The sequence below is a fragment of the Trabulsiella odontotermitis genome, from assembly GCF_030053895.1.
Classification (GTDB): Bacteria; Pseudomonadota; Gammaproteobacteria; order Enterobacterales; family Enterobacteriaceae; genus Trabulsiella; species Trabulsiella odontotermitis_C.
This window is the reverse complement of sequence record NZ_CP125781.1, coordinates 4032311-4053884: the sequence shown is the minus strand read 5'-3', so window position 1 is coordinate 4053884 and position 21574 is coordinate 4032311. Positions and strand designations below refer to the sequence as shown.

The following is a 21574-nucleotide window of genomic DNA, read 5'->3' as shown; positions in this document are numbered from 1 at the left end:
CCTGAAATGGAAGAGAAAAAAGGTTTTTGGTATGCCGACTGGTCGTTCCCGATCTTTGTTGGCCTGCTCTCCTCCGGCGTGTTCGCCGGGACGCACATGTATTACCTCTACGGTATCGGCGCGTTTAACGAAGTGGCCTTCGTGGCCATGCTGAAAGCGGGGATTGATACCGGCGTATACGGTGCGGTCGCGGCGTTTGGCGCGAGCTTCCTGTTTGCCCGTATCATCGAAGGTTCTCTGGTGGGGATCCTCGATATCGGCGGCGCCATTCAGACCGGTGTCGGTCTTGGGGTTCCGGCCTTGCTGCTGGGCGCGGGGATTATGTTCCCGGTGACGAACTTTATTGCGTCGCTGGTGACCGGTCTGGTGATTGGTCTGGCGATTGGTTACGTCATCATTCTGGCGCGTAAGTTCACCATCAACCAGAGCGACTCCACCTATGGTGCCGATGTCATGATGGGTGCCGGTAACGCGTCAGGCCGCTTCCTCGGTCCGTTGATTATCCTGAGCGCGATGACCGCGTCCATTCCGATTGGCGTGGGTTCACTGATTGGCGCGCTGCTGTTTTACCTCTGGCAGAAGCCGATCACCGGGGGAGCCATTCTTGGCGCCATGATCCTCGGTTCCCTGTTCCCGATAGCTATTAGTTAAGCGCTTATCCGGCCTGCAAGTCGGTGCGATTTTGTAGGCCGGATAAGGCGTTTTCGCCGCCATCCGGCAAAAGGTTTACTCATTCTCACAGGAGAAAAACATGTTTGATTTACTCCTGCGCCGTGCGCGCCTTGTCGACGATACCCTGACCGATATCGCCATTCTGGACGGTAAAATTGCCGCGCTGGGCGACATCACCGCACCCGCGAAAAAGACGGTAGAGCTTCACGGCGAGGTTTATGTCAGCGCAGGCTGGATTGACTCCCACGTTCATTGCTACCCGAAATCCCCGATTTATCATGATGAACCTGACAGTGTCGGCATCGCGACGGGCGTCACCACAGTCATCGACGCTGGTAGCACTGGCGCGGACGACATTGACGATTTCTACCAGTTGACCCGTCAGGCCAGCACCGAAGTTTATGCGTTGCTGAATATCTCCCGCGTCGGGCTGATTGCCCAGAACGAACTGTCGAACATGGCGAACATCGATGCCGCTGCGGTTCGCGACGCGGTTAAACGCCACCCGGATTTTATCGTCGGGCTGAAAGCGCGTATGAGCAGCAGCGTGGTCGGCGAAAACGGCATCACGCCGCTGGAGCACGCCAAAAGTATCCAGAAAGAGAATGGCGACCTGCCGCTGATGGTGCATATCGGCAACAATCCGCCGAATCTCGATGAAATCGCGGAGCTGCTGACCTCCGGCGATATCATTACTCACTGCTATAACGGCAAACCAAACCGCATTCTGACGCCCGCGGGCGAACTGCGAGCTTCTATTACTCGCGCCATTCAGCGCGGTGTACGCCTTGATGTAGGCCACGGCACCGCCAGTTTCAGCTTTGAAGTAGCGCGACGCGCCATCAGCATGGGTATTCTGCCGCACACCATCAGCTCGGATATCTACTGCCGTAACCGTATCGACGGCCCGGTACGTTCTCTGGCGAGCGTGATGTCGAAATTTCTTGCCATTGGTCTGTCGCTACCGCAGGTGATCGCCTGTGTGACCGACCATGCGGCTGAAGGGCTGCGCTTAACGCGCAAAGGGCGTCTGGCCGAGGGCTTTGACGCTGATCTGACCCTCTTCACGCTGAAACATCAGGCCACGGTGATGGTGGATGCCGAAAACGAAAGCCTGCAGGTTGACAACATTCTGCTGCCGCTGGCCGCCATTCGCGCGGGCAAGGGCTATATGACCGAACAAGGGAGAACGGAACATGCCTTCGATTTTTGAAAAATATAATTTAAAACAAGTCATTAATACGTCCGGCCGCATGACGGCGTTGGGGGTTTCCACGCCGCGTCCGGAAGTGGTCGAGGCCGTCATGAGCGGCATGAACCATTACTTTGAAATGAAAGATCTGGTCAACAAAACCGGGGAATACATTGCAAAACTGCTGGAAGTGGAAGGGGCGACGGTGGTCTCTTGCGCTTCTGCGGGGATCGCGCAGTCGGTGGCGGCGGTGCTGGTGAAAGACAGCGACTGGCTACTGGAAAACCTGCACGTCACACCGATTGAAAATAACGAAATCGTGCTGCCAAAAGGGCATAACGTCAACTTTGGCGCGCCGGTGGGCACGATGGTCGCACTCGGCGGCGGTAAGCTGGTGGAAGCGGGCTATGCCAACGAATGCTCAGCCGATCAACTGGCGGCGGCAATCACCCCGCGCACGGCCGCCATTTTGTATATCAAATCTCACCACTGCGTACAGAAAAGCATGCTCAGCGTTGAGCAGGCCGCCGTTGTGGCGCGTAAGCATAATCTGCCGCTGATTGTCGACGCTGCCGCTGAGGAAGATTTGCAGTGCTACTACCGCATGGGCGCCGATCTGGTGATCTACAGCGGCGCGAAAGCCATTGAAGGGCCAACCAGCGGTCTGGTGATCGGCAAAACGCAGTACGTTGAATGGGTGAAACGCCAGACGGCGGGCATTGGCCGGGCGATGAAAGTCGGGAAAGAGGGCATTCTCGGTCTGACCTGCGCCATCGAACATTACCTCACCGCCAGCAAAGAGAGCGGCGATGAGATGGTGGCGAAGATGACGCCATTCATCAACCAGCTCAATACCCTGAATGGGGTGACTGCCCGTGTGGTATGGGACAGCGCCGGACGTGACATTGCCCGTACTGAAATCAAATTTGATGAAGCCGTGACCAACGTAGCGACCGGCGATCTGGTCAACGCCCTCAAACAAGGGCAGTACGCGATTTATTTCCGTGGTTATAAAGCGAACGAAGGGATCATCGAAGCCGATGTGCGTAGCGTTAACGCCGATCAGCTTGAAATTGTCGCTCGCCGTATTGCCGAAGTACTAAATAAGGAGAAAAAAGCATGAAACTGACCCCGAATTTCTATCGTGACCGTGTCTGCCTGAACGTGCTGGCGGGAAGCAAAGCGAATGCCAGCGCTATTTATGAAGCGGCAGAAGGCCACGTGCTGGTCGGTGTGCTCTCCAAAAATTACCCGGATGTCGCCACGGCGGTGGCGGATATGCGTGACTATGCGGCGCTTATCGATAACGCGCTGTCCGTCGGGTTGGGCGCGGGCGATCCGAATCAGTCGGCAATGGTCAGTGAAATCTCCCGTCAGGTACAGCCGCAGCACGTGAACCAGGTGTTCACCGGCGTGGCGACCAGCCGCGCGCTGCTGGGACAGAACCAGACCGTGGTCAATGGTCTGATTTCACCGACCGGCACGCCAGGCAAGGTGAAGATCTCCACCGGCCCGCTAAGCAGCACTGAAGCGGACGGTATTGTGCCGGTAGACACCGCTATCGCCCTGCTGAAAGACATGGGCGGCAGCTCGGTGAAATATTTCCCGATGGGTGGCCTCAAGTGCCGTGACGAATACAAAGCCGTGGCGGAAGCCTGCGCCCGTCATGATTTCTGGCTGGAGCCAACCGGGGGGATTGATCTGGAAAACTTCGGCGAGATCCTGCAGATCGCGCTCGACGCCGGGGTCAGCAAAATCATTCCGCACATCTATAGCTCAATCATTGATAAAGCCAGTGGTGATACCCGCCCTGACGATGTACGCCAGTTGCTGGCGATGACCAAACAACGGGTTAAATAACCTGCCCCTTCGCCCTCTCCCGTAAGGGGAGGGCCGGAGTGAAGGGAAAATAATCTCTGTCGATCCATCAAGGAGTTAATATGCTTTGCGCACGTCATCTGCTTGTTGCTTCATTTTCTCTGCTCGCCACCGCCGCCACGGCGCAAACGCAGTTTGCCTGGGTGGGCACCTACAATCCGAATGGTGAAGGGTTGTACCGTTTTTCGGTTGATCCACAAACCGGCGTACTCAGCGACAAAACGCTGGTCAGCACGCTACCTAACGCTGCACAGCTCACCGTCTCCGCAGATGGTAAAACGCTGTATGCCGCCAGCGAAGTTGAAAAAGGTGTCGTGCAGGCCTGGCGCATTAATGAAAAGGGTGAACTGAGCGAGCTGAATCAGGCCGCTTCTGGCGGTGCCGGGCCGGTTTATCTCTCGCTGACCCCGGATGGCAAACATTTGCTGGTGGCAAACTACGTCAGCGGTTCGATTGCCGTGTTGCCGGTGAAGGCGGATGGCAGCCTGGGCGAGGCGAGCGATACGCATCAGGACGAAGGTCCGGCGGGCGCGGCAAAGCCTGAAGGCGCTGTCGAAGGCAGTTTTGCTATTAGTGATCATAATGGCCCGCATGCCCACATGATCGCCGCTGATCCCAGCGGGAAATATGTTTTTTCTACCGATCTGGGGCTGGATCGCGTCTATCAATACCGCTTTGACGCCGCGAGCGGCAAGCTGACGCCGAACGATCCGCCGTTTGTGGCAGCTTCCTCTAACGGCGCCGGTCCGCGCCACTTTGTCTTTACCCCGAAAGGTAACGGCCTGTGGCTGATTAACGAAGAAGCTTCTACGCTAACTTACTATCAACTGGATACGGCCACCGGCACACTGCGCGAGGGTAAAACGATTTCGGCATTACCGGACGGTTACAAAGGCACCAGTTTTGCTGCGGGTCTGGTGTTAAGCCAGGACGGAAAACAGCTGTATGTTGCCAACCGTTTGCATAACAGTATTGGTCACTTTACTGTAACGGCCGACGGTACACTGACACACCAGCAGGATATCTGGACGCGCGGCGACTATCCGCGCACGCTGACGCTCGACGCACAAGGCCGCTGGCTGTATGTGATGAATCAGCGCAGCGACAATATCACCCGTTTCAGCGTGTCGCCGACTGATGGCAAGTTAACCTTTGCAGAGGACTACACGGCGGTGGGAAGCCCATCGCAAATGGTCATATCATCAAAACCCTAAGTGGTAAGGCGGGTGCGCGAGGTGCCCGCCAATCAGAGAGGAAACTGACGTGCGATTCCCCAACCAACGTTTAGCGCAACTGTTTGATTTGCTGCAAAACGAAACGCTGCCGCAGGATGAACTGGCGCAGCGACTGTCGGTTTCCACCCGTACCGTTCGCGCTGATATTACCGCGCTGAATTCACTGCTGCTGCACTATGGCGCGCAGTTTATTCTGACGCGCGGCAGTGGTTATCAGCTGAAAATCGATGACCCCTCACGTTACCAGACGCTGGATGCCTCACGCCCGAAAGCGTTGCGCATTCCGCGCACTGCCCATGAGCGGGTGAATTACTTATCCGTACGCTTTCTCACCTCTGCCTTTTCCCTCAAGCTGGAAGATTTAGCCGATGAATGGTTTGTCAGCCGCGCCACGCTGCAAAGCGATATGGTTGACGTACGCGAACGTTTTCAGCGCTATCAACTGACGCTGGAAACCCGCCCGCGTCATGGCATGAAACTGTTTGGCAGCGAAGTGTCCATTCGCGCCTGTCTGACGGACCTGTTATGGGAGCTGGCACAAACCGACAGCGCCAACCCGCTGATCACCGAAGAGGCGCTCAACGCCGGGGTCCCGGAGCGGCTGGCGGAAGTATTACAGGAGGCGTTTACTCGCCACCATGTGCGCCTGACGGCGGAAGGCGAGCGCTTTGTGCGTATCTATTGCGCGGTGGCGGTTCGCCGCATCAGCGAAGGTTACCCACTGTCAGAATTCAGCGCGGAAGATGTTGCGCAGAACGTGCGCGATGCGGCACAGGATATCGCGGCATCGTTGCAGCAACTGGCAGGGAAGACGTTATCACCGGCGGAAGAGGAGTGGCTGTGCGTGCACATCGCTGCACGCCAGGTACAGGATGTTGATCCGGAAACCATTAGCGCCGACGATGACGAAGCGTTGGTGAACTACATTCTTCGCTATATCAACACGCAATATAACTACAACCTGTTGAACGATGCGCAACTACACGCCGATCTGCTCACCCATATCAAAACGATGATCACCCGGGTGCGCTACCAGATCATGATCCCCAATCCGCTGCTCGATAACATCAAACAGCACTATCCGATGGCGTGGGACATGACGCTGGCGGCAGTCTCCAGTTGGGGGAAATACACGCCGTACGTCATCAGCGAAAACGAGATCGGTTTCCTGGTGCTGCATATCGGCGTCGGGCTTGAGCGCCATTACAACATTGGTTACCAGCGGCAGCCGCGCGTCTTGCTGGTGTGCGACGCCGGCAATGCGATGGTCAGAATGATCGAAGCGGTACTGCTGCGAAAATATCCGCAGATTGAAATTACCGATACGCTTTCACTGCGCGACTATGAAGACCGCGAAAGCATCGCCGAAGACTTTGTGATATCGACCGTTCGTATCAGCGAAAAAGACAAGCCGGTGGTGACGATTGCGCCATTCCCGACCGATTATCAACTGGAGCAAATCGGCAAGCTGGTGCTGGTGGACAGAACGCGCCCGTGGATGCTGGAAAAATTCTTTGATGCCTCTCATTTCCGGGTGATCAACACGCCGATGGATCAGCAAACGTTGTTCCGTGAGTTGTGTGACAGCCTTTGCGAAGAGGGTTTCGTCGATGCCGAATTCCATGCCTCGGTGGTCGAGCGTGAGGCTATCGTCAGTACCATGCTCGGTGAAGGGATTGCGTTGCCCCACGCCCTTGGCCTGCTGGCGAAAAAAACGGTGGTCTATACCGTGCTGGCGCCGCAGGGTATCCGCTGGGGAGATGAAACCGCGCACGCGATTTTCCTGCTGGCGATCAGTAAAAGCGAATACGAAGAAGCGATGGCGATTTACGACATTTTCGTCACCTTCCTGCGCGAGCGCGCCATGCAGAGACTCTCCGCCTGTCAAAGCTTTAGCGAATTTAAAGCGGTGGCAATGGAGTGTGTAAGCCGTTTCTGAGTGCGGGATAAGTTCTGCGAGCCGCTTTCCAGAAATGAATGTAATGCAGATGTAATGCTATAATGCATTACATCTTTTCTTTTTCCGGAGGCATAATGGCCACACTTAACGTCAGACTTGATGACAAACTTAAGGAAGAGGCATACGCCGTGCTGGATAAACTCAATCTCACCCCAACAGAAGCCGTTCGGTTGTTGTTTCAATACCTCGCGGAAAACGGTCGCATGCCGGTGAAAACGGTGACTGTCAGCGATACCGAAGACGCCTTACTGCGCACCGTGCGTGAACGGCTGGCTAATCCCCAAAAGGGCATTAAGGTCAGGCTGGATGAGCTATGAACTGGAGTTTGATCCCCGCGCCTTGAAAGAGTGGAAAAAGCTGGGTAGTACCGTCCGTTCACAGTTCAAAAAGAAACTGGCTGAGGTGCTTGTTCACCCGCACGTTGAATCCGCCAGACTGCATGATTTGCCGGACTGCTATAAAATAAAATTAAAAACAGCAGGTTACAGACTGGTTTATCAAGTCAGAGAGGAAATTGTTGTGGTGATGGTCATTGCGGTGGGAAAACGAGAGAAATCAGCCGTCTACGCTAGTGCGGACAAACGGCTGGATGAGTAAGAACTACCGCAAGTGATGCACTACCTGGTTACTGCTGCCACGCCAGATCAGCGCCGGGTCTTTTAAGTCCTGTACGAATTTACCATCAACCAGCACGTTGATCAGATTGACCACCGCCATTTGCGCGTCGGTGAGTTCGTCCAGCTTGTAGCCCGTCCATACCCAGATGTCTTTGCCCGGGCATTCGGCGCGTACGCGTTGTACCAGCTTCAGAATGTCCGGCACATTCTGCGGGTGTAGCGGATCACCGCCCGACAGCGACACGCCCTGACGATGAATGCGGGTATCGTTCAGGTCGTTGATGATCTGGTCTTCCATCGCCTGGGTAAACGGCTGTCCGGAGTTGAGCCGCCAGGTGCTTTTGTTGTAGCACCCGGGGCATTCATGGACGCACCCTGACACAAACAGGGTGCATCGCGTACCAGGCCCGTTGACGATATCGACGGGATAGTATTGATGAAAGTGCATTAGCCAATCTGCCCGTTACCTAAATGCTTAACGCGGCGTTTCACCTCTTCCTGCTTACCGGCGTTGAATGGACGTGCGTCCGGGCTGCCGAGGTAACCACAAACGCGGCGGGTGACCGACACGCGAGAAGCGTCGTGGTTGCCGCATTTCGGGCAGGTAAAGCCCTTGCTGGTACACTCGAATTCACCGGTAAAACCGCACTCGTAGCATTCATCAATCGGCGTGTTGGTACCGTAGTACGGCACGTGCTGATAGCTGTAATCCCAGACATCTTCCAGCGCTTTCAGGTTGTGCTGAATATTCGGGTACTCGCCATAGCAAATGAAGCCCCCGCTCGCCAGCGGCGGGTACGGTGCTTCAAAGTCGATCTTGTCGTACGGGTTAACCTTTTTCTCCACGTCGAGGTGGAAGCTGTTGGTGTAATAGCCTTTGTCCGTCACGCCTTCAACGATGCCAAATTCTGCGGTATCCAGACGGCAGAAGCGGTCGCAGAGGTTTTCACTCGGCGTACTGTAGAGGCTGAAACCATAACCGGTCTCGTCTTTCCACTGGTTTACCGCATCGCGCAGACGCTGGACAATCGCCACGCCTTTTTCACGCAGTGCAGCGCTGTCATAAATGTGCTGGTTGCCAGATAACGCGTTGATAGTTTCATGGATGCCGATATAGCCCAGTGAAATCGACGCGCGACCGTTTTTGAAGATGCCGGAAATATCGTCGTCCGCTTTCAGACGTACGCCGCAAGCGCCTTCCATATACAGAATCGGCGCCACGCGGGCTTTCACCCCTTCCAGACGGGCGATACGCGTCATCAGCGCCTTACGCGCCAGTTGCAGACGGTCGTCGAGCAGTTTCCAGAACACGGCTTCGTTACCTTTCGCTTCCAGCGCAATGCGCGGCAGGTTAAGGCTGATGACGCCGAGGTTGTTACGGCCATCGTGAACCTGCTCGCCGTTTTCATCTTCGTACACGCCAAGGAAGCTGCGGCAGCCCATCGGGGTTTTGAACGAGCCGGTGACTTTCACCACCTGGTCATAGTTCAGAATATCCGGGTACATGCGCTTGCTCGCACATTCCAGCGCCAGTTGTTTGATGTCGTAGTTCGGATCGCCAAACTTGTGGTTCAGGCCGTCGCGGATCGCAAAGACCAGTTTCGGGAAGACCGCCGTTTTACGGTTTTTACCGAGACCCGCGATGCGGTTGCGCAGAATCGACTGCTGGATCATGCGCGATTCCCAACTGGTGCCGAGGCCAAAACCGAAGGTAACGAACGGCGTCTGACCATTGGCGGTATGCAGCGTGTTGACTTCATATTCCAGCGACTGGAACGCGTCATAGCACTCTTTCTCGGTACGCGCATGGGCGTAGCCGTCGGCATCGGGGATCTGCCACTCTTCAGCGACCTTACGATGCTTTTTGAAGCTGGCGGTAACGAACGGCGCCAGCACTTCATCAATACGGTTAATGGTGGTGCCGCCATAAATGTGGCTTGCCACTTGCGCGATGATCTGCGCGGTAACCGCCGTTGCCGTCGAGATGGATTTTGGCGGTTCGATTTCCGCGTTCCCCATCTTGAAGCCCTGCGTCAGCATGCCTTTCAGATCGATCAGCATGCAGTTGAACATCGGGAAGAAAGGGGAATAGTCGAGATCGTGGTAATGAATGTCGCCACGCTCGTGCGCCTGCACCACGTCGCGCGGCAGCAGATGCTGACGGGCATAGTGTTTGGCGACAATACCGGCCAGAAGATCGCGTTGCGTCGGGATCACTTTACTGTCTTTGTTCGCGTTTTCGTTCAGCAGCGCGGAGTTGGTCTGCTCGACCAGCCCACGAATTTCCTGATTCAGACGACCGCGCTTCTCGCGCTGGATGTCGCGATCGTGTCGGTATTCAATATAAGCACGCGCCATTTGCTTGTAGGCGCCAGACATCAGCTGGTTTTCCACGGCTGTCTGAATTTCGCTGATATCGACCTGCGTGCGGCCCTGCATTTGTTGACTCACCACTGCCGCGACGGTGGCGCAGTAATCTGCGTCATCGACTCCCGCTGCTTTTGCCGCACGCAGAATAGCTTCCTGAATGCGTTCTGATTTGAAAGGCACTTTACAGCCGTCTCGTTTCATCACATGCGGTGTCATGATCACTCCATATAAAAGAACAGGTTATCCACAGAGGCGGAACGATGGCGGAAGGCGTTATTCATAGTGCAACCAAACACTTCCTTCGGCCATGACCCGTTTTATCCACACCCATCACCGCCATAATTCGATGGGAGCTGATGACATAATAGACGATTAATACTATATGTTGGGTCGAGGTGCATTCTAAATTCTATATATAGTGATTTGCATCAAACAAGTTTGCATTTTTATTGATTCAGAACAAAGTAAAAAGCGCGTGGCGCAGTAGACGGGCATCAGCAGGGAATCGGTGGGAATGTAAATGTTGATGAGAATTTTCTGAGTAAATATTCAACAAAAACACGGACTCACGTCACTTAACGACAACCGGCAGGGTAAAAACCGGATCAGGTTTCTACCCTGCCTGGATCCAGGTGATTTATTGCAGCCACCAGACCGCTTCAAAGGGGCGAAGCGTCATATCGCCGGGTTTTTGTGCGGTTTCCGTATAGTTGCTGATGAGGGTTTTCCAGGCGCCGTCTGTGTTCTGGGGTGACCATGGCTGGAACAGATTGCTCAGGTTGGCGATGACCATCAGCGTCTGCCCCTGCCACTGGCGGCGATAGCACCACAACGCCGGGTGCTCCGGCAACAGATCGTCATAATCTCCCCAGGTCAGGATCGGTTCACACTTACGCAGAGCGATAAGCCGCTGATAGGTGTAAAACACCGAATCCGGATCGTGCAGCGCAGCGTCGACATTGATCTCGCGATAATTGTCGCAAAGCCCGATCCACGGCTCGCCGGTGGTGAAACCGCCGTGCGGCTGCGCGCACCACTGCATTGGCGTACGGCTATTGTCGCGGGATTTACTGGCGAGGATCGCCAGTAGCTCATCGCCACTACGCCCCTGAGCGCCCAGTTCAGCGTACATGTTGTGGCTTTCCACATCGCGATATTCGGTTATCTGACGGAAGTGCGGGTTGGTCATGCCGATCTCTTCCCCCTGATAGATGTACGGCGTGCCCTGCATGCCATGCAGCACCATCGCCAGCATTTTCGCCGAGGTATCGCGCAGCGCGCCTTCGTCGCCAAACCGTGAGACGATGCGCGGCTGGTCGTGATTACACCAGAACAGCGCGTTCCAGGCGACGTTATGCATGCCCTGCTGCCAGTGGCGGAACAGCGCTTTCAGGGCGACGTAATCGGGTTTTGCCAGCGTCCACTTTTCGCCGTCGGGGTAATCGACCTTCAGATGATGAAAGTTAAAGGTCATCGACAGCTCGCGCCCGTCGAGGGCGGCATATTGCTGGCAGTGTTCGAGTGATGTGGAGGACATTTCGCCCACCGTCATCAGGTAGCCGGGCGTGAAGACATCACGGCTCAGCTCCTGCAAAAATTCATGTGCGCGTGGGCCATCGGTGTAGAAACGGCGGCCATCGCCGCGATCATCGTCCGGGAAGGCCTGGTCTTTGGAGATCAGGTTGACGACGTCAAGGCGCAGACCATCCACACCGCGATCGGCCCAGAACTCGCACACTTTTTTCAGCTCTGCGCGTACCGCCGGATTTTCCCAGTTGAGATCCGCCTGTTCTGGTGCGAACAGGTGCAGAAAGTATTGTTTACTCTCCGGGTGCCACTGCCAGGCGTTGCCGCCAAATTTCGACCGCCAGTTGTTGGGCTCATCACGCCAGATGTAGAACTCCCGGTAAGGGCTGTCCGGGTTCAGCGATTCACGAAACCACGGGTGTTGCGTTGACGTGTGGTTGAACACCATATCGAGCACGACACGAATGTTGCGCGATTTGGCCTGAGCCACCAGTTCGTCGAAGTCGTCCAGCGTGCCGTAAGTGGGATCGATGGCAGTGTAGTTCGCCACGTCGTAGCCGTTATCTATCTGCGGCGAGACGTAGAACGGCGTCAGCCAGATGGCGTCAATGCCGAGTGTCTGCAGGTAGTCGAGACGGGCGGTGACGCCGCGTAAATCGCCGGTGCCGCTGCCGGTCGTGTCCTGAAAGCTTCTGGGGTAAATCTGGTAGATAACGCCGTTTTGCCACCAGTGGGGAAGGGTATTCATTATGCTTTCCTGCTAAAAAAGGGGCGCCCCGCGCCCCAACATCATTACACAATTTGCAGCGAGCCCTGACGGAACTTGCGCTGATAAACCACTGAAGTCAGTACAATTGGAACCACTACCGCGATGGCCATCGCCAGCGCGTAAACCTGCCAGTAGGCTGGCTGGATGGAGAGAATGCCCGGCAAGCCGCCAACACCAATGCCGTTCGCCATCACACCATTGAGGCCGCACAGCAGACCCGCCAGCCCGGAACCCACCATCGCGCACAGCATCGGGAAACGGTATTTGAGGTTAATACCATACATCGCCGGTTCGGTGACGCCGAGAAAGGCGGAGATAGCGGCCGGAACGGAAATTTCACGTTCGTTGTGTTTGCGGCTGACAATAATAATGCCCACCACCGCCGAGGCCTGCGCGATGTTGGAAAGCGCAATCAGCGGCCACACCGGCGTTCCGCCCATGCTCTGGATCATCTGCATATCAATTGCCAGCGTGGTCTGATGCACGCCGGTGATCACCAGCGGCGCATACAGGAAACCAAACAGCGCAGCGCCAACCGGGGCGAAGCTGCCGGTCATCAGGTGGCGCACCGCGAAGGCCACGCCATCGCCAATCAGACGCCCGAACGGGCCGATCAATGCATGAGCGAGGAACACGGCGAGGATCAGCGAGCAGACCGGCACGATGACCAGATAGAGATAGTCAGGCACGATGCGCTTCATGCGCGTTTCGATAAACCCGAGCGCCAGACCTGCCAGCAGCGCCGGAATGACCTGCGCCTGATAGCCCACTTTGGCGATGCTGAACAGGCCAAAATTCCATACTTCCGGCGCCTGCTGACCGAGCAGGTAAGCGTTCATCAGTTGCGGCGAGACCAGCGTGACGCCCAGCACAATGCCGAGGATCGGCGTACCGCCCATTTTTCTTACTGCAGACCAGCAGATGCCGACCGGCAGATAGAAGAAGATGGCTTCGCCGATCAGCCACAGGAAGTCATAGATCGTTTTCAGCGACGGGTACATTTGCGCCAGCGTCTGGCCGTTGCTCATCGGCAGATCGCCAATCACGTTACGGAAACCAAGGATCAGGCCGCCGCTGATGAGAGCCGGTAGCAGCGGGAAGAAGATCTCAGCGAAATGGGAAATCAACTGCTCGTGCCATTTCATGTTCTGGCGCGCGGCTTTTTTCGCCTGTTCTTTATCGGCAGACGCCTGGCCGGTGGTGGCCAGCAGCGCCTGGTAGTAATCGCCGACGTTAGTGCCGATGACCACCTGGAACTGCCCGGCGTTGGTAAAGCAGCCTTTGACCATCGGTAATGCTTCGATGGCCTTCGGGTTGGCTTTCGCGGGCGAGTTCAGGACGAAGCGCAAACGGGTAATACAGTGGCTGACGGTGGCGATGTTCTCGCGCCCGCCCACCAGATCGATCAGGTTGTCGATATCCTGCTGATTGACTTTGCTCATCATGAAGCCTCATGGCAGATGAAGGATGTTGCGTAATGACCTGATGAGCATCCTGAGCCTTTCCTCAAATCCGGTAAATGGGAACGTTCCCGAAACGCAGCGAAGATCACACATTTTATACAGGCGAGGGTTACGCGAGCCGGGCGGGGATCACTATCTGACGGGGTTCGGCATGACCGCTGATTTGCTCGATCAACTGTTGCGCCGCGCGGCTTCCCGCCTCGGCGTAGCCGGGATCAACCGTGATAATTTCCGGGTGAAGAAACTTCATCAGCGGTGTGTTGCCGACGCTCGCCAGCTGGATAGTGTCGATGCGTTGTTCCTGCAAATATTTGCTGGCGCCAATGGCGAGGGTGTCGGTGGCGCAGAGCAGGGCGGTGGTGTCAGCGTTCATGACTTTCGCGACGTTGTCATAACCCTGTTTCATCGCCAGACCTGGCAGCGCGGCAACCGGGTTGATTTTGCGTTTTTTACAGAAGGCAAGATAGGCGGCATGGCGGCGTTTGCCGGTGGTGACGTCGCTGTGCGGCACGCCGAGAAAGCTGATATGGCGATGCCCCTGACCGTACAGGCGCTGCATCAGCATCTCGATGGCGCCTTCATCATCGTAACAGACCGAAGCAAACCCGCTGGCGTCCCGTGCCAGCAACACCAGCGTCGATTGCCAGGGCGCGAGCATCGCGTCGGTGACGCCAGTGAAGCCAAACAGCACCACACCGTCAATGTTACGGCGGCTCAGCATGCCTAAATGCTCTTCCACCAGCGCCGGGGAAAACTGACTCTCGATCATGATGGGATCGTAACCGCGTTCGTAAAAGGCGGGCAGCATCGTTTGTACAGCGAGGTTTTCAGAGAGGGAATCGAGACGGGTGACGATAATGGCGACCACTTTGTCGCTCTGCCCTCGCATGGCGCGCGCCGAGCGGGAAGGGGAAAATCCGTGCTGAAGCATGACCGCTTCAATACGTTCCCGGGTGCGTTCGCTCACGCCGCTTTCATTATTCAGCACGCGGGAGACAGTGGATTTGCCCACCCCGCTTAAACGAGCGATGTCTTTTATGGTCAGCCGGTTTTGCATCCTCAATTCCCGTAGTCAGTCAGTGCTGCAGAATAAACAGAGACTACTGTTATTCAACCAAACCGCAATGGGTAAAATCTGGTTGATGCCCGGTTTAGTTGCGCGGTCGTATGATAACGCCAACCTCGCACAAGCTTCATTGTTTATCTGGCTGACTTGCGCGGTATCTCTTCTTTCACTTACCGGAGGCTGTATGGATCCCGATCCCACTCCCCGCCATCGATGGGGATTTTTTTCGCTCCGGTAAGGCTGTGATTGCTGTCTTACCGGTGCGGTGAGGCAGTGACGTCGTTGATGTCCCTGTAGTCAATTTTTGTGCCTTTCAGGTATGGCTTTGCTCTGCCTGAAAACCATACTGCGCCCGTCTGCTATGGGCGTGGAGGGACTTTTTTATGTGGAAAACTATTACCCGGCAGCTGCTTGCACAGCTTGGCCGCCGCTTGCCGCGCCGTCTCGTTCAGCGCGATCCGATGCCCGCAGAGAAAACGCTTGCCAGCGGTCCAGTCCCGGACTCGCTTGCCCGCCATTGTCTGAACATCGCTGCGATGGATGAAAACGAAATCTGGCGCGCTTTCGACAGCCACCCGGAAGGGCTGAACGTGATGGAGGTTGAGGATCATCGCGAACAGTACGGTGAAAACACCATTCCGGCGCAGAAACCGGTGCCGTGGTGGGGACATTTGTGGCTGTGCTATCGCAACCCGTTTAATTTGCTGCTGACGGCGCTGGGGATCATCTCCTACTCCACCGAAGACTTATTTGCGGCGGTGGTGATCGCTCTGATGGTGGGCATTTCCACGCTGCTGAACTTTATTCAGGAAGCGCGCTCCACCCGGGCGGCGGATGCGCTGAAGGCGATGGTCAGCAATACCGCCACCGTACTGCGGGTGGTTAACGATCGGGGCGAAAGCCGCTGGTGCGAAATTCCGCTCGATCAACTGGTGCCGGGCGACGTGGTGAAGCTGTCGGCAGGCGACATGATCCCCGCTGATCTGCGCATTTTTCAGGCCCGCGATCTGTTCGTCGCCCAGGCGTCGTTGACCGGCGAATCCATCCCGGTTGAGAAGGTGGTGCGTAGTCGTGAACCGCAGCAAAGCAACCCGCTTGAGTGCGACACGCTCTGCTTTATGGGCACTAACGTGGTCAGCGGCACGGCGCAGGCTGTCGTGTTCGCCACCGGCGGCAATACCTGGTTCGGGCAACTGGCCGGGCGTGTCAGCGAGCAGGAGAGCGAACCGAACGCGTTCCAGAAAGGCATCAGCCGCGTCAGCATGTTGCTCATCCGTTTTATGCTGGTGATGACGCCGGTGGTGTTGCTGATTAACGGCTATACCAAGGGCGACTGGTGGGAAGCGGCGCTGTTTGCGCTCTCCGTGGCGGTGGGCCTGACGCCGGAAATGTTGCCGATGATCGTCACCTCCACGCTGGCGCGCGGGGCAGTGAAACTGTCGAAACAAAAGGTGATCGTCAAGCATCTGGACGCTATCCAGAATTTCGGCGCGATGGATATCCTCTGCACTGACAAAACCGGCACCCTGACGCAGGATAAAATCGTGCTGGAAAACCATACCGATGTATCCGGCAAGGTCAGCGAGCGCGTACTGCACTGCGCCTGGCTCAACAGCCATTATCAGACCGGGCTGAAAAACCTGCTCGATACGGCGGTGCTGGAAGGGGTCGGGCAGGATGCCGCGCGCGGGCTGGCCGAGCGCTGGCAGAAAGTGGATGAGATCCCGTTTGATTTTGAGCGTCGCCGGATGTCGGTAGTGGTCGCTGAACAGGAACACGTCCATCAATTGATCTGCAAAGGCGCGCTACAGGAGATCCTCAGCGTCTCCACGCAGGTGCGTCATAACGGCGATATCGTACCGCTGGATAACACCATGCTGCGCCGTATTACGCGGGTGACCGACATGCTCAATCGTCAGGGACTGCGCGTGGTGGCCGTGGCCAGTAAAGTGCTGCCGGCTCGCGAAGGGGATTATCAGCGCATTGATGAATCTGATCTGATCCTCGAAGGATACATCGCGTTTCTCGATCCGCCGAAAGAGAGCACCGCTCCGGCGCTGAATGCGCTGAAGGCCAGCGGGATCAATGTCAAAATCCTCACCGGCGACAGCGAGCTGGTGGCTGCCAAAGTGTGCCACGACGTCGGGCTGGATCCTGGCGAGGTGGTGATCGGCAGCGACATTGAGCGTCTTGACGACGATGAACTGGCGCGGCTTGCCCGCAACACGGCGCTGTTCGCCCGCCTGACGCCAATGCACAAAGAGCGCATCGTGACACTGCTCAAGCGTGAAGGGCATGTGGTGGGTTTTATGGGGGATGGCATTAATGACGCCCCTGCGCTGCGTGCGGCGGATATCGGTATTTCAGTGGATGGCGCGGTGGATATCGCCCGTGAAGCCGCGGATATCATCCTGCTGGAAAAGAGCCTGATGGTGCTGGAAGCCGGGGTGATCGAAGGGCGTCGTACCTTCGCCAACATGCTGAAATACATCAAGATGACCGCCAGTTCCAATTTCGGCAACGTCTTCAGCGTGCTGGTCGCCAGCGCGTTCCTGCCGTTTCTGCCGATGCTGCCGCTGCACCTGTTGATTCAGAATCTGCTGTACGATGTGTCGCAGGTGGCGATCCCGTTCGACAACGTGGACGACGAACAGATCCAGAAACCACAGCGCTGGAACCCCCGAGATCTGGGGCGCTTCATGCTGTTCTTCGGGCCGATCAGCTCGATCTTCGACATCCTGACGTTCTGCCTGATGTGGTTTGTATTCCACGCCACCACGCCGGAACACCAGACCCTGTTCCAGTCCGGCTGGTTCGTGGTCGGGTTGCTGTCGCAGACGCTGATTGTGCATATGATCCGCACGCGCCGCATTCCGTTCATCCAGAGTCGTGCCGCGTGGCCGCTGCTGGCGATGACGCTGGTGGTGATGGTCGCAGGCATTGCGCTGCCGTTTTCGCCACTGGCGGGGTACTTGCAGTTGCAGGCGTTACCGCTGAGCTATTTCCCGTGGCTGGTAGCGATTCTCGTTGGCTACATGACGCTGACGCAACTGGTGAAAGGGTTTTACAGCCGTCGTTACGGCTGGCAGTAATTATTATTCGAGCGCAATTTTTCCCGGTACGCCGTCCGGTATAGTGCCTGTCAGTACATGATTATCAGCTTAAGGAGAAGGTGATGGAACGTATTGATTTACATACCCATTCGGCGTACAGCGACGATGCCGATTTCGCCGTCGGTGACCTGTTAACGATGGCGAAAGCGGCAGATCTTGCGGTGCTGGCGATCACCGACCACAACTCCGCGCGTTCAGTGGAAGAGGCCATTTGTGGCGGCAAAGCGAATGGCGTCAGCGTGATGACGGGAATCGAAATTGACTGTGCGTTTGCCGGTAATAATTACCACTTGCTGGGCTACGGCTTTCGTCGTGACAGTCGCGATTTTGCCGCTGTCGAGCAGAACTTTCAGCAACTGGAACGTGCGGCGACGCCGCTGAAACTCAGCAAGTTACGGGCGCTCGGATTCCATCTCGATGAAGTGCGCCTGTACGCCATGGCGGGTGACCGCATCCCGCAGGAAGAGCAGATGGCAGAGCTGATTTTAGAGGATGCGCGTAACGCGAACCACGATCTACTGTTGCCTTATCGGGCCGGGAATGCGCGCAGCGATATGCCGCTGATAAACTTTTTCTGGGATTTTTTCGGCAGAGACAAACCCTGTCATGTGACGGTTGAACTCCCGCCGATGGCAGAAATGGCGGCGCTGATTATCGATAACGGCGGCATTCCGGTGATTGCGCATATCGGTGCCAACGTGAAAGAAAAACATCTGTCGGTGATTGAGCAGATGCTGCCGCTCGGCGTGCAGGGAGTGGAGGTGTTCTCCAGCTATCATGATGAGGCGCTTCGCCGCGAGCTTTATCAGTACACGCTGGATAACTCGCTGTTGGCGACCTGTGGCAGCGACTTCCACGGCAAAAACAAACCTAACATCATGCTCGGCAGTAGCCAGCCATGGCCGGACGCGGCACCGCAAACGCGGGAAATTCTTGAAAGGGTGACGCTCTACTGATGCGCCATGAGCCTGATGCGGTGAAAACACTTGCCGGGTCTTCGTGACCCGGCACAGCGATTAGCGACGAACCGCAATAGCTTCGATTTCGATCTTCACATCTTTCGGCAGACGCGCAACCTCAACGCAGGAGCGCGCCGGGAAAGTGGCGTTGTGCTCAGTGAAGAAGGCTTCATACGTGGCGTTAACGGTCGCGAAGTCATTCAGATCTTTGACGAAAACGGTCGTTTTCACGATGTCGCCCACTTTCAGACCTGCTGCTTCAACGATCGCTTTCACGTTTTCCAGTGACTGACGCGCCTGTGCGGCAACGGCATCCGGTACGCTGCCGGTTTTTGGATCCACCGGGATCTGACCGGAAGTGATGATCATGCTGCCAAGATCAACGCCCTGGACATACGGGCCGATAGCTGCGGGTGCATTTTCCGTCGCGATAATTTTGCTCATGTTATCTCCTGAATACAGCGGTAATTAGGGTCCTGGTCATTATAAGGACCGGGACCGTCATTACCAGTCAGAAATCGTTAGCCAGTACCACATGATGAGAGAATTCTTTCTCACAATATTTGCATTTCAGAGCGATATCACTGCTGCGCTTTTTCACGGCAAAGCTGGAGCTGACCGGCTCTGCGTGGCTGATGCAGTTGCTGTTCGGGCATACCAGCACAGTGTCGATGCGATCCGGCAGGCTCGGGTGTGATTTGCCGACCACTTCATAGTTGTCGATACGGTTGACGGTGGCCTGCGGAGCGTACAGCGCCAGTTGGTTCACCTGCTCGTCGGTCAGAAACGTATTCTCGATTTTAATCAGGTCCTTGCGCCCCATCTCGCCGGATGGCAGGTTCAGACCGATGGTGATGCGCTGGTCGGTTTTGGTCAGTTTGAACAGCGTCAGCAGTTTAAAGCCGATCTGCGCGGGGATGTGGTCAATTACGGTGCCGCATTTGATGGCTTCAACCTGAAGTTTATTATCGTGTGTCATTGTCGTTTCCCCCTTACAGAACCAGATCGCTATTCAGTACCAGTGCCAGTAACGCCTGGCGCGCGAAAATCCCGTTGCCTGCCTGCTGGAAGTACCAGGCGTACGGCGTTTTGTCGACATCAGTGGCGATTTCATCAACACGCGGCAGCGGGTGCAGTACCTTCATATTGCTGCGTGCATGTTCCAGATCGCTGGCGCGCAGCACAAACTGCGCTTTGACGTTGGCGTATTCCGACGGATCGAGACGCTCTTTCTGCACGCGGGTCATGTACAGAATGTCTACTTCGGCCAGCACTTCGTCGATGGCGCTGTGCAGACTCCAGGCAATGCCTTTTTCGTCCAGCATGTCGAGGATGTATTGCGGCATCGCCAGTGCATCCGGGGCGATAAAGTAAAAGCGGTTGCCGTTGAATTTCGCCAGCGCCTGGGTCAGTGAGTGTACGGTACGGCCATATTTCAGGTCGCCAACCATCGCCACGCTGAGGTTTTCCAGACGGCCCTGGGTTTCCTGAATGGTGAACAGATCCAGCAGCGTCTGCGTCGGGTGCTGGTTGGAGCCATCGCCGGCGTTCAGAATGGGCACCTTGCCGGAAAACTCGGTCGCCAGACGCGCTGCGCCTTCCTGCGGGTGACGCATCACGATGGCGTCAACGTAGGTGCTGATGACCGAAATGGTGTCGGCGAGGGTTTCCCCTTTCTTGCCCAGCGACGTGTTAGCGCTGTCAGAGAAACCGACCACGCTCGCGCCAAGGCGATGCATCGCGGTTTCAAACGACAGGCGGGTGCGGGTCGAGGCTTCGAAGAAGCAACTGGCAATGACCTTGTGCTTCAGCAGCTCCGGCTGTGGGTTTGCTTTCAGTTTCGCCGCGGTCGCCAGTACCAGTTCAAGGTCCTCGCGACTCAGATCGTTTATGGAAATGATATGTTTTTGATATAGCGGGTTAGCCATGTTTATCTCCTGATCGCTGGGCAAAAAAAAGCCCCTTAAATAAGGGGCTTTGAGAATGAATGATCAACGGGAAGAAAAACGGCAGGCCTGCGCCCTTTTTCAGACGCGGTGAGACAGTTTGTCGTACACACTGAACCATACTTCCTCCCGGCAAATTGTCCGGGATTATACGCAGCTGCATTTTCGGATCAAGCGATTAATGCACAAATTTGCCAGGGGAAACGGTTATCTCTGCATATCAATTCATCATAAGTAAATAATTAATCTGTTTGTGCACCAGCGCCGTGCGTTTAACATCACGCGGGGCGACCCAGACAATGCTGCTGCCTGCCACCACGCCGAGGATTTCAGGCAGAGCGTGGTAATCGAGAATTCGCGCCACCGCACGTCCGTATCCCGCCGCGGTGTAGATAAGGATAAATTCGCTATTGTGCTCGACGCTCACCACCATTTCGGCAATCGAACGCGCCGCGTTAGGCGCAGGACGTAACTGGGGATTCACAGAATAAATTTTTTGTCCTTTGGCATTTCTTATTTTTATGACGCCAAGCAATTTCAGCAGGCGGGACACCGTCGACTGGCTGATGCTGTCAAAGCCGTGGCGCTGCAAATCGCGGCGAAGCTCTTCCTGGGATAAATAACTTTTTTCACCTATCAGGCGCTGACAAACGGCGAGCTGGAGTTGCTCTTTATCACTGGTGGGTTGGTCAAATTTCATCATCGGATTTCAGTTTCCATGTTGATAAAACGAACGTTTTTGAACAATCAATAACTTACGTGCCGATTTTATTGGTTATTTATTGTTTACCCAGATAAATCGCCCCT

19 protein-coding genes and 1 pseudogene are annotated in these 21574 nt (G+C 55.9%); 10 read left to right on the top strand and 10 right to left on the bottom strand.

The window, feature by feature from the left end; all coding sequences use genetic code 11:
- The first annotated feature begins 6 nt into the window (after nt 1-6).
- The 8 genes from QMG90_RS19205 to QMG90_RS19170 all read left to right on the top strand — a co-directional run bounded on the left by QMG90_RS19205 (nt 7) and on the right by QMG90_RS19170 (nt 7534).
- Complete coding sequence (locus QMG90_RS19205; protein ID WP_283281293.1) at nt 7-651, top strand: DUF4310 family protein; 645 nt, start codon at nt 7-9, stop codon at nt 649-651.
- A 100-nt stretch (nt 652-751) separates the two neighbouring features.
- Entirely contained in the window at nt 752-1885 is a 1134-nt protein-coding gene (locus QMG90_RS19200) for an amidohydrolase/deacetylase family metallohydrolase (protein ID WP_283281292.1), read from the top strand.
- The gene (locus QMG90_RS19195) at nt 1869-2987 is read left to right on the top strand and encodes a DgaE family pyridoxal phosphate-dependent ammonia lyase (protein WP_283281290.1); all 1119 of its coding nucleotides are present in this window, start codon (nt 1869-1871) and stop codon (nt 2985-2987) included. The genes QMG90_RS19200 and QMG90_RS19195 overlap by 17 nt, the downstream gene beginning before the upstream one ends.
- A complete protein-coding gene (gene dagF / locus QMG90_RS19190) occupies nt 2984-3724 on the top strand; it encodes a 2-dehydro-3-deoxy-phosphogluconate aldolase (RefSeq protein ID WP_283281289.1) in 741 nt (246 codons plus the stop codon). The genes QMG90_RS19195 and dagF overlap by 4 nt, the downstream gene beginning before the upstream one ends.
- Nucleotides 3725-3804: 80 nt before the next feature.
- Nucleotides 3805-4956 (top strand): lactonase family protein, encoded by a 1152-nt coding sequence (locus QMG90_RS19185; RefSeq protein ID WP_283281288.1) that lies wholly within the window; start codon nt 3805-3807, stop codon nt 4954-4956.
- 49 nt (nt 4957-5005) lie between these two features.
- Entirely contained in the window at nt 5006-6916 is a 1911-nt protein-coding gene (locus tag QMG90_RS19180; protein WP_283281287.1) for a BglG family transcription antiterminator, read from the top strand.
- A gap of 95 nt (nt 6917-7011) precedes the next feature.
- Nucleotides 7012-7254, top strand: a complete 243-nt coding sequence (locus QMG90_RS19175; protein WP_054179604.1) for a type II toxin-antitoxin system RelB/DinJ family antitoxin — start codon at nt 7012-7014, stop codon at nt 7252-7254.
- Complete coding sequence (locus QMG90_RS19170) at nt 7244-7534, top strand: type II toxin-antitoxin system RelE family toxin (RefSeq protein ID WP_283281283.1); 291 nt, start codon at nt 7244-7246, stop codon at nt 7532-7534. Before QMG90_RS19175 ends, QMG90_RS19170 begins: the two co-directional genes overlap by 11 nt.
- 3 nt (nt 7535-7537) lie before the next feature.
- On the opposite strand, the gene nrdG is transcribed toward QMG90_RS19170, so the two are convergent.
- From nrdG to treR, 5 genes are all read right to left on the bottom strand, one after another.
- Nucleotides 7538-8002: an anaerobic ribonucleoside-triphosphate reductase-activating protein gene (nrdG, locus tag QMG90_RS19165; protein ID WP_038156163.1), complete on the bottom strand. Its 465-nt coding sequence runs from the start codon at nt 8000-8002 to the stop codon at nt 7538-7540.
- Nucleotides 8002-10140 (bottom strand): anaerobic ribonucleoside-triphosphate reductase, encoded by a 2139-nt coding sequence (gene nrdD / locus QMG90_RS19160; protein ID WP_283281282.1) that lies wholly within the window; start codon nt 10138-10140, stop codon nt 8002-8004. The genes nrdG and nrdD overlap by 1 nt, the downstream gene beginning before the upstream one ends.
- A gap of 421 nt (nt 10141-10561) precedes the next feature.
- On the bottom strand, nt 10562-12199 hold the full coding sequence (gene treC / locus QMG90_RS19155) for an alpha,alpha-phosphotrehalase (RefSeq protein ID WP_283281281.1): 1638 nt from the start codon (nt 12197-12199) through the stop codon (nt 10562-10564).
- 44 nt (nt 12200-12243) lie between these two features.
- Nucleotides 12244-13662, bottom strand: coding sequence for a PTS trehalose transporter subunit IIBC (gene treB, locus QMG90_RS19150; protein ID WP_283284008.1), 1419 nt, complete (start codon nt 13660-13662; stop codon nt 12244-12246).
- Nucleotides 13663-13792: 130 nt separating this feature from the next.
- Nucleotides 13793-14740: a trehalose operon repressor TreR gene (gene treR, locus QMG90_RS19145; RefSeq protein WP_283281280.1), complete on the bottom strand. Its 948-nt coding sequence runs from the start codon at nt 14738-14740 to the stop codon at nt 13793-13795.
- Between the two features lie 392 nt (nt 14741-15132).
- Between treR and mgtA the strand changes: the two genes are divergently transcribed.
- On the top strand, nt 15133-17841 hold the full coding sequence (gene mgtA / locus QMG90_RS19140) for a magnesium-translocating P-type ATPase (RefSeq protein WP_283281279.1): 2709 nt from the start codon (nt 15133-15135) through the stop codon (nt 17839-17841).
- Between the two features lie 83 nt (nt 17842-17924).
- On the top strand, nt 17925-18818 hold the full coding sequence (locus tag QMG90_RS19135) for a PHP domain-containing protein (RefSeq protein ID WP_283281277.1): 894 nt from the start codon (nt 17925-17927) through the stop codon (nt 18816-18818).
- Nucleotides 18819-18878: 60 nt separating this feature from the next.
- Here the strand turns inward: QMG90_RS19135 and ridA are convergent, their stop codons facing one another.
- The 5 genes and pseudogenes from ridA to QMG90_RS19105 all read right to left on the bottom strand — a co-directional run bounded on the left by ridA (nt 18879) and on the right by QMG90_RS19105 (nt 21467).
- A complete protein-coding gene (ridA, locus tag QMG90_RS19130; protein WP_283281275.1) occupies nt 18879-19265 on the bottom strand; it encodes a 2-iminobutanoate/2-iminopropanoate deaminase in 387 nt (128 codons plus the stop codon).
- Nucleotides 19266-19332: 67 nt separating this feature from the next.
- The gene (gene pyrI, locus QMG90_RS19125; RefSeq protein WP_283281273.1) at nt 19333-19800 is read right to left on the bottom strand and encodes an aspartate carbamoyltransferase regulatory subunit; all 468 of its coding nucleotides are present in this window, start codon (nt 19798-19800) and stop codon (nt 19333-19335) included.
- A 13-nt stretch (nt 19801-19813) separates the two neighbouring features.
- On the bottom strand, nt 19814-20749 hold the full coding sequence (pyrB, locus tag QMG90_RS19120; RefSeq protein ID WP_283281272.1) for an aspartate carbamoyltransferase: 936 nt from the start codon (nt 20747-20749) through the stop codon (nt 19814-19816).
- 2 nt (nt 20750-20751) lie between these two features.
- Nucleotides 20752-20888 (bottom strand): annotated as a pseudogene (pyrL, locus tag QMG90_RS19115) (pyr operon leader peptide).
- A gap of 99 nt (nt 20889-20987) precedes the next feature.
- A complete protein-coding gene (locus tag QMG90_RS19105) occupies nt 20988-21467 on the bottom strand; it encodes an arginine repressor (protein WP_419096672.1) in 480 nt (159 codons plus the stop codon).
- Nucleotides 21468-21574 lie beyond the last annotated feature (107 nt).

What these genes read in the sequence shown, in the direction of transcription:
- QMG90_RS19185 (WP_283281288.1), top strand. Translation starts at nt 3,805, where the DNA reads ATGCTTTGCGCACGTCATCTGCTTGTTGCTTCATTTTCTCTGCTCGCC.
- treC (WP_283281281.1), bottom strand. Translation starts at nt 12,199, where the DNA reads ATGAATACCCTTCCCCACTGGTGGCAAAACGGCGTTATCTACCAGATT.
- dagF (WP_283281289.1), top strand. Translation starts at nt 2,984, where the DNA reads ATGAAACTGACCCCGAATTTCTATCGTGACCGTGTCTGCCTGAACGTG.
- QMG90_RS19170 (WP_283281283.1), top strand. Translation starts at nt 7,244, where the DNA reads ATGAGCTATGAACTGGAGTTTGATCCCCGCGCCTTGAAAGAGTGGAAA.
- QMG90_RS19195 (WP_283281290.1), top strand. Translation starts at nt 1,869, where the DNA reads ATGCCTTCGATTTTTGAAAAATATAATTTAAAACAAGTCATTAATACG.
- QMG90_RS19175 (WP_054179604.1), top strand. Translation starts at nt 7,012, where the DNA reads ATGGCCACACTTAACGTCAGACTTGATGACAAACTTAAGGAAGAGGCA.
- pyrB (WP_283281272.1), bottom strand. Translation starts at nt 20,749, where the DNA reads ATGGCTAACCCGCTATATCAAAAACATATCATTTCCATAAACGATCTG.
- ridA (WP_283281275.1), bottom strand. Translation starts at nt 19,265, where the DNA reads ATGAGCAAAATTATCGCGACGGAAAATGCACCCGCAGCTATCGGCCCG.
- QMG90_RS19105 (WP_419096672.1), bottom strand. Translation starts at nt 21,467, where the DNA reads ATGAAATTTGACCAACCCACCAGTGATAAAGAGCAACTCCAGCTCGCC.
- QMG90_RS19135 (WP_283281277.1), top strand. Translation starts at nt 17,925, where the DNA reads ATGGAACGTATTGATTTACATACCCATTCGGCGTACAGCGACGATGCC.
- nrdG (WP_038156163.1), bottom strand. Translation starts at nt 8,002, where the DNA reads ATGCACTTTCATCAATACTATCCCGTCGATATCGTCAACGGGCCTGGT.
- pyrI (WP_283281273.1), bottom strand. Translation starts at nt 19,800, where the DNA reads ATGACACACGATAATAAACTTCAGGTTGAAGCCATCAAATGCGGCACC.
- QMG90_RS19200 (WP_283281292.1), top strand. Translation starts at nt 752, where the DNA reads ATGTTTGATTTACTCCTGCGCCGTGCGCGCCTTGTCGACGATACCCTG.
- mgtA (WP_283281279.1), top strand. Translation starts at nt 15,133, where the DNA reads ATGTGGAAAACTATTACCCGGCAGCTGCTTGCACAGCTTGGCCGCCGC.
- nrdD (WP_283281282.1), bottom strand. Translation starts at nt 10,140, where the DNA reads ATGACACCGCATGTGATGAAACGAGACGGCTGTAAAGTGCCTTTCAAA.
- treB (WP_283284008.1), bottom strand. Translation starts at nt 13,662, where the DNA reads ATGAGCAAAGTCAATCAGCAGGATATCGACAACCTGATCGATCTGGTG.
- treR (WP_283281280.1), bottom strand. Translation starts at nt 14,740, where the DNA reads ATGCAAAACCGGCTGACCATAAAAGACATCGCTCGTTTAAGCGGGGTG.
- QMG90_RS19205 (WP_283281293.1), top strand. Translation starts at nt 7, where the DNA reads ATGGAAGAGAAAAAAGGTTTTTGGTATGCCGACTGGTCGTTCCCGATC.